The organism is Thermaerobacillus caldiproteolyticus (assembly GCF_015326725.1).
Classification (GTDB): Bacteria; Bacillota; Bacilli; order Bacillales; family Anoxybacillaceae; genus Thermaerobacillus; species Thermaerobacillus caldiproteolyticus.
Window position 1 is genome coordinate 3,577,717 of record NZ_CP064060.1, and the last position, 12,932, is coordinate 3,590,648.

Annotated in this window: 11 protein-coding genes; 8 read left to right on the forward strand and 3 right to left on the reverse strand. The window is 39.6% G+C overall.

All coding sequences use genetic code 11. The annotated features are described in order from the left end of the window. Window position 1: 1 nt before the first annotated feature. Window positions 2-1,009: a rod-share determining protein MreBH gene (gene mreBH, locus ISX45_RS17980; RefSeq protein ID WP_181557354.1), complete on the reverse strand. Its 1,008-nt coding sequence runs from the start codon at window positions 1,007-1,009 to the stop codon at window positions 2-4. A 91-nt stretch (window positions 1,010-1,100) separates the two neighbouring features. On the opposite strand from mreBH, the gene ISX45_RS17985 reads away from it, so the two are divergent. Further along, entirely contained in the window at window positions 1,101-1,832 is a 732-nt protein-coding gene (locus tag ISX45_RS17985) for a YkgJ family cysteine cluster protein (protein WP_228485583.1), read from the forward strand. A 207-nt stretch (window positions 1,833-2,039) separates the two neighbouring features. Here ISX45_RS17985 and ISX45_RS17990 read toward each other — a convergent pair whose 3' ends face one another. After that, the gene (locus ISX45_RS17990) at window positions 2,040-2,486 is read right to left on the reverse strand and encodes a C40 family peptidase (RefSeq protein ID WP_181557300.1); all 447 of its coding nucleotides are present in this window, start codon (window positions 2,484-2,486) and stop codon (window positions 2,040-2,042) included. Window positions 2,487-2,855: 369 nt separating this feature from the next. Here ISX45_RS17990 and ISX45_RS17995 point away from each other — a divergent pair, with 369 nt between their 5' ends. The 7 genes from ISX45_RS17995 to ISX45_RS18025 all read left to right on the forward strand — a co-directional run bounded on the left by ISX45_RS17995 (window position 2,856) and on the right by ISX45_RS18025 (window position 11,490). Beyond that, complete coding sequence (locus tag ISX45_RS17995; protein WP_181557299.1) at window positions 2,856-5,306, forward strand: putative bifunctional diguanylate cyclase/phosphodiesterase; 2,451 nt, start codon at window positions 2,856-2,858, stop codon at window positions 5,304-5,306. 11 nt (window positions 5,307-5,317) lie between these two features. Beyond that, window positions 5,318-5,689: a DnaJ family domain-containing protein gene (locus ISX45_RS18000; RefSeq protein WP_181557298.1), complete on the forward strand. Its 372-nt coding sequence runs from the start codon at window positions 5,318-5,320 to the stop codon at window positions 5,687-5,689. Window positions 5,690-6,750: 1,061 nt separating this feature from the next. Further along, on the forward strand, window positions 6,751-7,356 hold the full coding sequence (locus tag ISX45_RS18005) for a hypothetical protein (protein WP_194519567.1): 606 nt from the start codon (window positions 6,751-6,753) through the stop codon (window positions 7,354-7,356). 207 nt (window positions 7,357-7,563) lie between these two features. Continuing rightward, window positions 7,564-8,274, forward strand: a complete 711-nt coding sequence (locus ISX45_RS18010; RefSeq protein ID WP_181557296.1) for a response regulator transcription factor — start codon at window positions 7,564-7,566, stop codon at window positions 8,272-8,274. 346 nt (window positions 8,275-8,620) lie between these two features. Then, window positions 8,621-9,967 (forward strand): HAMP domain-containing sensor histidine kinase, encoded by a 1,347-nt coding sequence (locus ISX45_RS18015; RefSeq protein WP_228485734.1) that lies wholly within the window; start codon window positions 8,621-8,623, stop codon window positions 9,965-9,967. 5 nt (window positions 9,968-9,972) lie between these two features. Then, on the forward strand, window positions 9,973-10,590 hold the full coding sequence (locus ISX45_RS18020) for an NAD(P)-binding protein (RefSeq protein WP_181557294.1): 618 nt from the start codon (window positions 9,973-9,975) through the stop codon (window positions 10,588-10,590). A 105-nt stretch (window positions 10,591-10,695) separates the two neighbouring features. Beyond that, a complete protein-coding gene (locus tag ISX45_RS18025; RefSeq protein ID WP_194519569.1) occupies window positions 10,696-11,490 on the forward strand; it encodes a PhzF family phenazine biosynthesis protein in 795 nt (264 codons plus the stop codon). 180 nt (window positions 11,491-11,670) lie between these two features. Here the strand turns inward: ISX45_RS18025 and ISX45_RS18030 are convergent, their stop codons facing one another. Continuing rightward, complete coding sequence (locus tag ISX45_RS18030) at window positions 11,671-12,180, reverse strand: hypothetical protein (protein WP_228485585.1); 510 nt, start codon at window positions 12,178-12,180, stop codon at window positions 11,671-11,673. Window positions 12,181-12,932: the final 752 nt, after the last annotated feature.

The window sequence follows — 12,932 nt, forward strand, 5'->3', positions numbered from 1 at the left end:
TTTATAGCGCTGCTTTCATCAGTTTTTGCATGATGCTTAATGAACGCCCTGTACCGATAGCGACAGATTCGAGCGGATTTGGAGCCAAATGGACAGGGACGAACACTTCTTGGCTTAGCCAATCTTGCATGCCGTTGAGAAGAGCGCCGCCACCGCTGAGAATGATACCGTGCTCGATGATGTCACCGCTTAGTTCAGCAGGGCAATCTTCTAGCACGGAGCGAACAGCGCTAAGAATTTGCTGAAGGGATTCAGAAATCGCTTCTTGTACTTCGATCGAACTCAATGGAATGGCTTTGAGAAAACCTGTCACTAAATCGCGGCCATGGATGACCATCGTTCTTTCTTCGTGTTTGATAGGGGTATAACCGATTTCAATTTTGACGCGTTCCGCTGTACGCTCACCGATCAATAAGTTGTATTTTTGCCGTACATATTGAATGATGTCTTCATCTAATTGATTGCCACCAATACGAAGAGAATGGCACGCAACAACCCCACCAAGGGAAATGATCGCGGCCTCTGTTTTACCGGCTCCGATATTGACAATCACATTGGCTACCGGCTCATCGACAGGCAGATCAGCTCCGATGGCTGCTGCTACTGGTTCCTCGATTAAATATACGTTTTTGGCGCCACAGCTTTTAATGGCTTCATGTATTGAGCGGCGTTCTACGGAAGTTGAATGATACGGGGTGCTGACGACAACATTTGGTTTTTTTAGCGAAAATCCGAGTCTCTTGCTTGCCAATTTCATCATTTGTTTTAGCATATCAGCTGTTTTGTTAAAGTCAGCAATGACCCCGTTTTTTAATGGATAAACGGTTTCGACATTTCCGGGCGTTTTTCCGATCATCATTTTTGCTTCAGAACCGATCGCTAATACTTCGTTTGTTTCTGTATGAACGGCTAACACAGCTGGTTCGTTAAGAATAATTCCTTTATTTTTACTATATATTAAAACGTTCATTGTTCCTAAATCGATTCCAATTTCAGGATGAACGAACATCATTTTCACCTACCTTCATTTTATCTCTACTTATAATAATTCTGATTCCTATTTGGATTTATGGGGGTATAATAGAAAGGGGTGAAGCAATTTGGAACGACATTTGACATATATCGACATCGTCAATATTTGTAAGAAAATTAATGAAAAGTACCTTCCAACTGATGAACCATTTATCGAAAAAGTAGATGCGCTGTTTGCACAATATGATGAAGAGCCGCCATTATTATTTCTTTTACGGGCGTTTCAGGAACTGTTGCAGCTTGTCGATGAGCAAATTCATGACATTGAGCAAAAGGTCAACATTCGTCCAACATGTGCAAAAGGGTGTGCGCATTGTTGTTATTTTCCTATTATTATCACAAAGCTAGAAGCGAGACTCATTCAAACATATATCGATAGGCTCCCAGCGAAAGAGCGCGAAGAGATTCAAGCTCATTTGCGTACGTACTTTCAGCAACAGAAAGAAGCGTTAGATGTGGTCTATGCTATCGATTTTATGGAAGATGCTCGTTTCAAAGAAAAATACATTGCCAAACAAGTACCATGCCCGTTTCTCGATGTGCGGACGAATACATGTCGAATATATGAAGTACGTCCGATTCCTTGTCGAACGTACTTAAATTATGCGAGTCCAGCTGTTTGCGCAAAATCTCATATGCCTGATGAACCGTTTAGTTATGAGTTTTTCTATCATTATTACATGCAATCTCTTCAAGAAATCGTAGAAGAATGGAGTGACGAGGAAGAAGCATTTCCATTCCGTTACCCGGATGATTTATTTCATCTCGATTATTTACCGCGTTTATTACAAGAAGAATAAGCAAAAATTTTTATTTTTTGATGTATAAATTTGTTCATAACGGGAAATAAATAGTACCGGAAAGTTTTCCAAGTATTCCCCCGACCCCTATGAATATATACGAAAGCCCTCCGAAAATAGGAGGTGCTTTTTTTTTTGCGTATATATAAAAAACTCTCTACACATTAAGCAGCGTTACTTAACATGAGAGAGCTGATCAATCGGTAATTATATTCGTTTTGCCCCGATAAATTTTGATTTCCAGTAAGGATTATTTAAGCTATCAATTTTAACTCCGTTTGATGTAGCATGAATGATTTGATTTTTACCAATATAAATGGCTACATGGGAAGCCCCTTTTTTGTATGTACTAAAAAATACTAAGTCGCCTGGTAACAGTTTCGACTTATGTACGCTTTTTCCTTTTTTGTACATTTGTGCCGAAGAACGTGGCAGAATTTTTCCTACTTTTTTATGCGTGTAATAGACGAAACCTGAGCAATCGAATCCTTTCGGGGTTGTACCGCCGAATTTATAGCGAGTACCGATTAACTTTTTCGCTTCTGCAATGACTTGTTGTGGATTAAAAGCAGCTTCTGCTTTGAAAGTGTTCACAAAGGTAGAACTGAGAATTAGTAGAGCTGATAGAAAAGTAATCGTGATAGCCTTTTTCATCCTCGTAAACCCCCAACGTCCAATGTTCCGATTTTCGCTAGGTTTAGTATAGCAAAAATGTTGTCGAAATTTTATTACAGTTGAATTAAATAATATTACAGAAAAGTTACAAACATATGACCTAGTGCTAAAATTAGGTACTTTTTCATATTTTGAAGTTTGTTTTGTTGATATAAAAATCAATGAAATAGTCGTAATAGAGCAAAAACATACCTTGTTTAGAGAGCGTTTTCATAGTGCTTTTGTATCAAAAGGATAACTATGTCGTAAAATGTCGAAGGAATAGGAATGGGGAGGGACAGAAGGAGGTGAGCAATACCTCTATAATGGTCATAAGGAAGTTGAATTTACAACTTTATGGTGATAATGATGGGATCAAAAGGAATAGAGTATGCCGCATTTGTGCTAACGGTTATAGCGGTCATTGTTGTTGTACAGTGGCAAATCAATCGCTTGTCGAAAAGAAAACTGACATTGTCGATTTTTCAGGTAGCGCGTCGATGGACCATTGTGTTTTATATTGTCACTGCTCTTTTCCTCGCTTTTGGAGTTTGGTATGTAAGTTGGTTTGAGGCGAATGAGTATAAAGAATATAAAAGGTTTTCCGAGCATTTTACAAAAGTATTTTCAACAGAATTGTTCGAACTACATCACGAATCGTTGAACGATGAAACAAAAGAAACAAATCCAACATATATCCATATTTTAAAAGCGATGCTTCGTTGGCAACATGATCATCCCGAAATCCATAATTGGTATACATTAAAAAAGAATAAAGATGGGGAAAACTATTTTGTTGTTGCACCAGAAATGGATTATAACCATAACGGGATCATTGACGGAAAGAAGGAGCAACGAGTTCCAATTGGAACGGTGTATCGCAAGCGAATTCCTGAGTTGGAGGAAGCGTTTCAAGGGAAATTCAGCATGCAAAAGGAACCGACTTCTAATAACTGGGGAGAAAATATTAGTGCCTTTTCACCGATATTCGACAAAAGTGGGAAGGTTAACGCGGTAATCGGTATAGACTATGATGCAAAAGGGTATTTGAAAAAGCTACAACAGGAGCGAGAAAAGGGGATTGCTATTTTATTTCTTATGTTTCTTGTATACTATGCTGTCTATGTGTTAGTTATTTATATACAAATTGAGAAAAGATTATTTCAGAAACATAAGAAAGAGTTGGAGATTAGCCAAGCACGGTTTAAGAGATTGTCGGAAGTAACCATGGAAGGGATTGTCATTCACTCACAGGGAAAAGTAGTAGAAGTAAACGAGTCAGCGTGTCGTTTGTTCGGATATACGGAAAGTGAGTTCGTTCATTTGCCGATTGAAGATCTTATCGTTCCTGAGTCGTTAAAGAAATTAAAAAATAATGGTTGTCGGGAAGGAACGTATGAAATTGATTTGAGGAGAAAAGATGGAACAAGGTTTCCTGCTGAAATTTTGCAGCGCGATTATGAATATGATTCAAAGCGTGTCAGTGTCACAGCGATACGCGATATTACGGAGAGAAAGCAAAATGAAGAGAAAATGCATTATATTACGTTCCATGATGATTTAACCGGATTGCCGAATAAAGAGTCACTGTATCAAATTATTACGGAACACATGAAGGAAGGTTCCCAACAAGCGGTCATGTTTATTGAGATGAATGGAATTAAAATGATTAATGATCTTTATGGGTATTCGGTTGGGGATCAAGTTTTACTTGGAGCAGCTTCGCAAATTCAAAAAATTATGAATGACCATATGGTATTGGGCCGATGGGGAGGAAATGAATTTATTTTAATTTTCCCGCATATTCATCGGAAAGAAGAGGTAAAAGAATTCGCAGCACAGATGATTGAGACGTTAGAAGAGCCAATTGTCGTGAATGATCAAGAATTTTTTATCACTGCTCGGATCGGAATTAGTTTATATCCACATGATGGAACCGATGCAAAAACGCTCATTAAAAAAGCTGATATAGCTAGATATGAGTTGGGAAAAAAGGCAACGAGCCAATATCTTTTCTTTAAAGAACAAATGAATCAGACGATTCAAGAGAAGATGACGATTGAACAAGAGCTGCGTCGTGCGCTGGAAGACGGAGAATTTGAGCTCTATTATCAACCACAAATTCGGCTGGATACAGGAACAGTCACAGGAATGGAGGCATTGATCCGTTGGAACCATCCAGAGAAAGGATTGATTGCCCCAGATACATTTATTCCTGTTGCTGAACAAACAGGATTTATCATACCGATTAATGAATGGGTCATCCGTACTGCTTGTCAACAGACGAAGCTGCTGTTAGACGAATATCCGTTTTTATCAGTATCTGTAAATTTATCGCCGTATGAATTCGAAAGTAGGCGTTTTGTTCATAAGCTAGTAAAAATTTTAGAAGAAACAGGATTACCACCTTACTGTCTGGATTTGGAAATTACTGAACGAATGGCTATGGACACGGAGAAAGCCATTGCCATTTTGCATCGGTTAAAATCTGTGGGTGTGATGATAAGTATGGATGATTTTGGAACTGGATATAGCTCATTAAGTTATTTAAAACACCTTCCGATTGATCGTTTGAAAATTGACCGCTCGTTTGTTCGAAATATTCAAGAAGAAGAAGCGATTTTGCCTGCTATTATTTCGCTTGGGCATAATATTGGTATGAAGGTGCTTGCGGAAGGAGTAGAAACTGGGCAGGAAGTGGCATATTTGAAAGAAAAGCGCTGTGATGAAGCGCAAGGATATTATTACGCGAAGCCGTTACCTTTTCATGAGTTTGTAGAGTTTCTTCGCCAATATAGTCAAACGAAGCCCCGTGTGTAGGAGGTGAAAGCGTGGATATCATTTGGAAAATTGCCGAAGAAAAAATTCGTGAGGCGATGAAAAACGGGGAGTTCGATGATCTGCCTGGGTTTGGAAAGCCGCTCGAGATCGATGATTTATCCCATATTCCCGAAGAGTTGCGAATCGGCTATCTCATGTTAAAAAACGCCGGCTATGTTTCTGAGGAAGTTGATTTAAAAAAAGAGCTGATGACGCTTGAAGATTTGCTTCGCTGCTGTGAAGATGAAAAAGAAAAGGAGAATCTGAGGAGAAAGATCAATGAGAAATTACTGCGCTGGAATGCGTTGATGAAAAAACGAAATAAAACGAATTCGGTGGCGCTAAGAGACTATCAACAGAGAATTGATGATAAATTCAGATAATCGTATGTAACATAGCAGATTCGTGTAGTTTGAAAAGCTTGCTGTTGGAAAGCGGTAAGCTTTTTTTTATTTTATGAAAGGAACGCGAAAAAATGGGAAAAATATTGTTGAAGCTCACAATGCTATTCCTTCGTCAATCGGGGCAAAAGAAAGCTATGAAATTCAAAAGGGATTTTCTGATGAAGAAAATGATTGTACCAAGCGGCTGTTGCATGTGACAAGCATCCAAAAACTATGAAAAAGCGGGAAGAATGTTTACGTTGCGCAATCGTTAAAGCAGAACAGTGTAATATATGTTCCTGAGAGGGGGATGAGGACATACGGATTGATTAAATGGTGCTACAGTTTCTTAAAAGGGAAGGAGTCAAAAAGCTGCTTCCAGCTTATACAGAAGACAGGCAGTACAAAATCGGGATCGAAGCGGAAAGGCAATTCTGAAACATGGATGAATATCTTGTCCCCAAGCATCTTTCCGCTTGGCATTCTCGGCAATTTGCAAAAGCAAGGCGGTACATAGGATGCATATCGAAGGAGCGGCGTTCGTATTCCAAATGACGAGCAGGTAATCACATTTATCGGCGAACATGCTGCATATATGAAGCATCGCCGCAACATGGTGACTTCCATCCGAGCAATTTGACCGTTTGTAACGGACAATATATCGATGCGATTGATTTTGGAAGATACGATAGAGGCGCTCCCTTATTTTCATTTTTTATAAAATTTCCTTGTTTAGCCGCAATGTAAGCATCACGTTTTTATCGGGAAAATTCAGAAACAATTCAACTCCGAACTTAACTCGCTGGATATGCAGCTGTGAGCGTGTTTTCAATGGTTGTTTGGACGTTATATGCCGATCCGAAAGCGCTTGATTTGATGTTCAAAAGATGTAATGCAACTTTGGAAGACCATGGGCATTTTCAAAAAACCGTACCATCGTGGTATATCGATTGTAAAATGTTTTTCACAATTTCCCACATTTTTTTGACAATGTTTCCGTACTTTCTTTCTACAATAATCACGCAAGCAAAATGCTTTGCGTAAAAGGGGTGTGTGTATCAATGGAGAAGAAAAAATGGATTCCAGCAGTATTAGCTGCGATTTTAACGATTCCGACAGCGGCATTTGCAGCGGATACGGAGGTGAAGACTGAGAAACCAAGCATTGTCACAGAAGCATCGTCGTTAATCGGGCATGCATTTGGCGGGCATATGTTCAAACATGGGGCTATGGACGAGCAAAAGTGGCTAGAGATTGTAAAACAATACACGCCCGACCAAGTAGATGAGTGGCAAAAAGCAATCAACGAACGGAAAGCGTTATGGAAACAGTTGAACACAGAACAAGTAAAAAAAGGGATCAAAGCAAAGCGCGAGAAAATGAAAAAAGAACGTGAAGCTGCCTTTGACAAGCTTATTGACCAATTAGTAAATAAAGAAATCACCAAGGAACAATTCAAACAGCAACTCAAAGAACTGAAAACCGCTAACAAATGGCTCCCGCAAGCATCGATGAAAGAGACGCGCGAGCTTCGTAAGCAGCTTCATAAAGCGATAAAAGAAAAAGATCGAGATGCGATTGCTACTCTCTTACCGAAATGGCTCAAACATATACAAGCAGAAAATCAACGCTTGGCACAACTAATTAAAGATGCAACACAAAAATAATGAAAAATGAATTATAATAGTAAAAAAGGTCGTGTTTTAAAACACGGCCTTTTTTCAGAGATAAAAAAGAAAAGAGTCTAGCCTCAGCGGGCAAACTTATTGTGCCCAATCAGCGTCCTTGAGGGACAAGCACCTCTACAGCCGAAGAACATTTGGCTTCGAGAGCCAATTGCGGCGCTTCAGCTTTTCTTATAGAAGGTGATTTCGATGTACCGAATTTATTTAGTCGAAGATGAAGCTAATTTAAATGAACTCCTTACCTCATATTTAAAAAAGGAAGGGTGGCATGTTACTTCATTTCTTACAGGGACGGAAGCGTACGAGGCGGTAAAGGGAGCTGAGCCGCCACATGTATGGATTTTAGACATTATGTTACCAGATATCGATGGATTTGAATTGTTGCGTGAGATTAAAGCGGTGAATCCGGATTTACCGGTTATTTTCATTTCCGCACGCGATGCAGATTTAGACCGCATTCTTGGACTTGAGCTTGGCAGCGACGACTACCTAGCCAAGCCGTTTTTACCCCGGGAACTTGTCATTCGAACGAAAAAATTGCTAGCTCGTGTGTATGAAAAAGTACCGAGTTTTTCTCAGATGGAAACGGAGGTCATTCAGCTTCCTCCTTATTTAATTGATGTACAAAGAAGAATGATCAAGGAAGGAGAAACAGTGATCGAATTAACAGCGAAAGAGTTTGATTTACTGCTTGTGTTTGCTCGTCATCCTGCACGTGCATTTTCCCGCGAACAGCTTCTTCGGAAAGTATGGGGAGATGATTATTTTGGAAGCGATCGCGCTGTCGATGATTTAGTGCGCCGAGTGCGAAAAAAACTGCCGAAATTGCGTATTGAAACGATTTACGGTTTTGGATATAGGATGATAGGGGCGTCAACTTCCCCGATTAACAACGCTTGAAGCGGAGGTTTGCGAGTATCCGGCAGCACCAGAGTGGTGTTCCCGTTCACTTAACTGGGAATGCCTACTGTGCCTCCGCCTATGTGGTTCTGTATTTTTATGTTCTGCGCACAGTAGACGTGTATGTTCCATATTTTACGGTGGCAATGACTTCCTGCAACTAACCTCATACATGGAGTTGCCGAAGAGCAATAGAGTGCCTTATGAGTAACGCTTTTCTCCCAACATCATTATTCTCATGAAAGGAGGAAAATGCAAAGGAGAGTGTTGGCTTCAACAATGCCCACTTATCGTTGGGGTCAAGCCCTCCACGATATGGAAGCAGAGGGTCTCCTGTGCGAATTTGATGAAAAATAAACCGCTAGCGATTCAAATATGGACCGTATTTGCAGGGATTACATTGCTGTTTTCTTTGCTTATTGCCTTATTTATTTTCGTTACATTGCGCAGCTTTTTTATGGAAGAGACATATCGCATTATTGAAAATGCGCAAATGAACCAATTTACAGATGATATGCTCGAACAAACTCCCATCGAACAAGACCGAAGTCGCCAGTCAATCCGTAGTGTTAATCATTTAGTGTTTTTACCCGATGTTGGAGTAATTGATGATAGTACTTTGCCGCCGCGGTTTGTGAAAAAGCTATATAAGGAAGCGATGCAACAACAGGAAACATCCAAACGGTATACAAAAGAAATTCAAGGAGAAAGAATTTATTACGTTATTCGCAAAGGTACCATTCTTGGCAAGGAAGTTGCACTCGTCTCGTATATGTGGGATTCCTATTTAAACGATTTAGTACGCACATTGTTTGGGCGGCTTGTTTTTGTCATCGTCATTGCTTTGCTTGTGATTTCGTTTCCTGCTGCGTGGCTGGCAAAATATTTAACGCGACCGCTCCGGCAAATGGACGAGCATGTCAAACGAATTGCGGAAAAAGATTGGCACGAGCCGCTCATTCAAGACCGTCATGATGAAATTGGGGGTCTCGCCCGCTCGATTGAAAAAATGAGAATGAAGCTTATTCAGCAAGATGAGGCGCAAAAATCGATGTTGCAGCATATTTCTCATGAGCTCAAAACGCCTGTAATGGTCATTCGAAGTTACGCTGAATCAATTGAGGATGGCGTATTTCCAAAAGGCAGCCTCGAAGGTTCTGTCAGCGTCATTAAAGAAGAAGCGGTTCGGCTGGAAAAGCGGATTAAAGATTTACTGTATTTAACGAAGCTCGATTATTATGCTACGCAAAAGCCAAAATATGAAGCGTTTTCTGTTGCGTCTTTACTCGAGGAAGTCATTGAACGAATGAAGCCACATCGCCCGGATTTACGCATAACGACTCAGCTGCAAAATATAACGGTAGTAGGAGACCGAGAACAATGGAAAATTGCATTTGAAAATCTGGTAGACAATCAAATGCGTTATGCGCACACACACATTCAAGTGAGAATGGAGACAACAGCCAACAATGTAGTCGTACAATTTTGGAATGACGGCCCTCCAATTGAAGAACACTTACGTACCCATTTGTTCCAAACATTTCAAACAGGAAAAAAAGGGAAGTTTGGCTTGGGCTTGGCGATTGTCAAACGAATTGCCGAGCTTCATAACGGAAACGTAAGGGCAGTCAATGAAGAAAAAGGTGTATCCTTTTATGTGCAACTGCCTATTAAACAAGTAAGGGGAGATTAGGGATTATGACATATCCCATCATGTTGGATCTAACGAATAAACAAGTCGTTGTCATCGGTGGTGGAAAAGTTGCGGAACGGAAAATACGCGGATTAATAGAAGCCAAGGCAAACGTAGTTGTCGTTGCTCCGGAGATTACAGCATTGATTCAACAGCTTGTCGATGAAGGAGCACTTGTTTGGAGGAAAAAATGTTTTTCTCGTGAAGATATTAAAGAGGCATTTTTAATTATTGCGGCAACGAATGAGCGTGGCGTAAACGAATCGGTTGCCCAAGCAGCTAGGCCGCATCAGCTTATCAATGTCGTTGACAATCCGACGCAATCCAATTTCTACGTGCCATCCACTGTGCGGCGCGGCAAATTGACGATCGCTGTTTCAACAGGAGGAGCGAGCCCGATTTTAGCAGCAAAAATTCGCCGCGAAATTGCAGAAAAGTACGACGAAAACTATGAAAATTACATTGACTTTCTTTATGAGTGCCGGCAATACATTTTGCGTAATGTCAGTGATTCTAAGAAAAAGCAACAGCTGCTTCAAGTGATTACTGATGAGTCATTTCGGAAAACTGAAAATTGGGAAGAAGAGTTTCAGAAGTTGTTTAAACGAATAATGTCAGAATAAGAGTAGCAATCGCTTTCATAGGAGAGTGGAGATTCCAATATTTGTATAAGGTTTGGTGGGATAGAAAATTTTTATCGTCATCATGACAAAAAGGGGAATGAGATTATGCCAATATCGATTTATGTTGTCGACGCTTTTACAAATCAAGTTTTTAAAGGAAATCCAGCGGCAGTTTGTGTTCTTTCTTCTCCAAAAGATGAAGTCTGGATGCAAAATGTTGCTGCCGAAATGAATTTGTCTGAGACCGCTTTTCTTCACCCACAGCAAGATGGATATTCGTTAAGATGGTTCACACCGAGTACAGAGGTGGATTTATGCGGACATGCTACATTGGCTAGTGCACATATTTTGTGGGAGCTTGGTTATGCAAATTCAGAACAACCAATTACATTTTATACGAAAAGCGGGCTACTTACAGCTAGTAAAGATGGCGAATGGATTGAATTAAATTTTCCCGCTGAGCCGCCTGAACAAGTAGCTGCCTATCCGAATGAATTGATGGAAGGCTTAGGAATTCAACCGCTATTTGTTGGCCGAAACCGTTTTGACTATTTAATTGAAATAGAATCAGAACGAGTATTGCGAGAATTGAAACCTAATTTTTCATTATTACAGCAAATTGACACGAGAGGAATTATTGTAACAAGCAAATCAACAACAAATGAGTTTGATTTTATTTCAAGATGTTTTTTCCCGGCTGTGGGAGTTGATGAAGATCCAGTTACAGGTTCTGCGCATTGCTGTCTTGGTCCATACTGGGAAAATAAGTTAGACAAAAATGAATTTATTGCGTACCAGGCATCAAAAAGGGGAGGAGTTTTGAAAGTGAAATTACATAGCAATAGGGTTGTTTTATCCGGACAGGCAGTTACCGTATTAGAATGTGAATTGGTAGGCTGATAATTGTTTTTAGGTATAAAATAAGAAAGCAGACCCACCGCGATGAAGTGAGATCTGCTTTTTTGTTTTTTAAAATGGCTTTTGTTAAACATTTATGTTGATATTTCATCAAAAGAAAAAGGACCAAAAAATTGGTTCTTTACGACAAAATAAGTGAGTTCTTAACGTTCAAATCAACCTTTATTTAATCACTGTTTCAGCAGGGGCAAATGCCTCCCATTGATTATACTTTGTTGTTATCTTGGTTATAAACCAGTTAGTTCTATATGGTTCTGGATTCTTTTCCACAGTAATAACCTTTTGTCCGCTGCCAAGTCTTGCATATGAAGTTACTAAATTATACGCAATTGTAAATTGTAATTTTGTATCGCTAATCTTTTTTACCTTTACAACCCGAAAGTTATCAACCCACGGACTTGATTGCCCAGTCCCCCAATTCGCTTCTTCAAATTGCTTCCGTGTACGTTCTTGAAGTGAAGACGAAAGCACTGCAAATTGAACAGCACCACTTCGATTTTTCACACCTAATATCCACAATTCTACAGATTGTTTGGGTGTTTCCGTTCGCAAACCCGATATAAATGAATTTATTTGGCTTTCTAATTGCTTAGCATCCGTTTCAGCAAATGTAGGATGGGCTTGTGATAAAATAATTATCGGAAATAAAAAGGTAAGAAACAATAAACGCATAAAATCACCTCTGAAGGTATTTTCCCCTTCGAGATTATTAAATTATTCTGTCCAGTTAGTTAACAACAACATTTTTTAATAGATCATAAAAACGCCACCCCCGATCGGAGTGACGCCCTGCTTCAACAAAATATCCATAGCATGTCCGAAGCAAAATAATCTATCATCTTTCTGTCATTTTTCTTTCAATTTTCTGTTGTTCAGCTTTGAATTGAATCAAATCCGATGATGGCGCACACGTCATTAAAGTATTTATCGCATTCAAAACGTCAATGAATTCACCAAGGAAATTAAAGTAATATTATACAGATGGTGTTAATATAGAGTTGGGTTTTTAGTAAAGGGGGGGAACTTGTGACAATAAATTCATATCTTATACGATTATCTTTTCTAATAGTCTTAATATTTGGCGGAACTTTTACTTTTCACTATATCAGAACAGGAGAACTGTTGTTGGACCAATTAATAGGGGTTAGTGTAGGAGTCATCCTCCTATTCTTTTCGCTTATTTGGAGAATGAGAAAACAACCTACGTCTTCCCAAAATAAAAGGAACAGTTAATTGAATTGTACTAAAGAGTGAGAATGAGCGTAGTAAGTAAAAAGACCACCCCTATACAAAGGTGGTCTTCCATTTGCTTTAGAATCAACATTAAAGTTTAACAGAACAATAAGAAAGTGTCAGTCCCGTTCGGCTCACAGCGTGTCGGCTGCTTGAATTAACAGCTTCGCTGACACGCTTCCGGTCATCGC